Origin of the sequence: uncultured Microscilla sp. (assembly GCF_947493425.1) — a bacterium.
In the GTDB taxonomy this organism is placed as follows: domain Bacteria; phylum Bacteroidota; class Bacteroidia; order Cytophagales; family Microscillaceae; genus Microscilla.
Genome location: NZ_CANLRP010000593.1, coordinates 1 through 298 on the forward strand (window position 1 = coordinate 1; position 298 = coordinate 298).

1 pseudogene is annotated in these 298 nt (G+C 42.6%); it reads right to left on the reverse strand.

From position 1 onward, the window contains the following. A pseudogene (locus Q0954_RS34710) lies at positions 1–262 on the reverse strand (hypothetical protein); the annotation flags it as partial. Positions 263–298: the final 36 nt, after the last annotated feature.

Consider the following 298-nt stretch of genomic DNA (forward strand, 5'->3'; position numbering starts at 1 on the left):
CTTTGTTCACACCTCCACCCATTAAACTGTCATGACAGTCTTTTGATTTGACGCCCTTGTTGTTCATAGCTGTTGCACCTTTGTTCATAGTGGCACCCATTAAACTGTCATGACTGTCGCGACTGTCTTTTGATTTGACGCCCTTGTTGTTCATAGCTGTTGCATCTTTGTTCATAGTGGCACCCATTAAACTGTCATGACTGTCGCGACTGTCTTTTGATTTGACATCACTTTTGTTCATAGTGGCAGTAGCATCACTCATTAAACTGCCATGTAACTCGTGTCTGTTTAACGGATC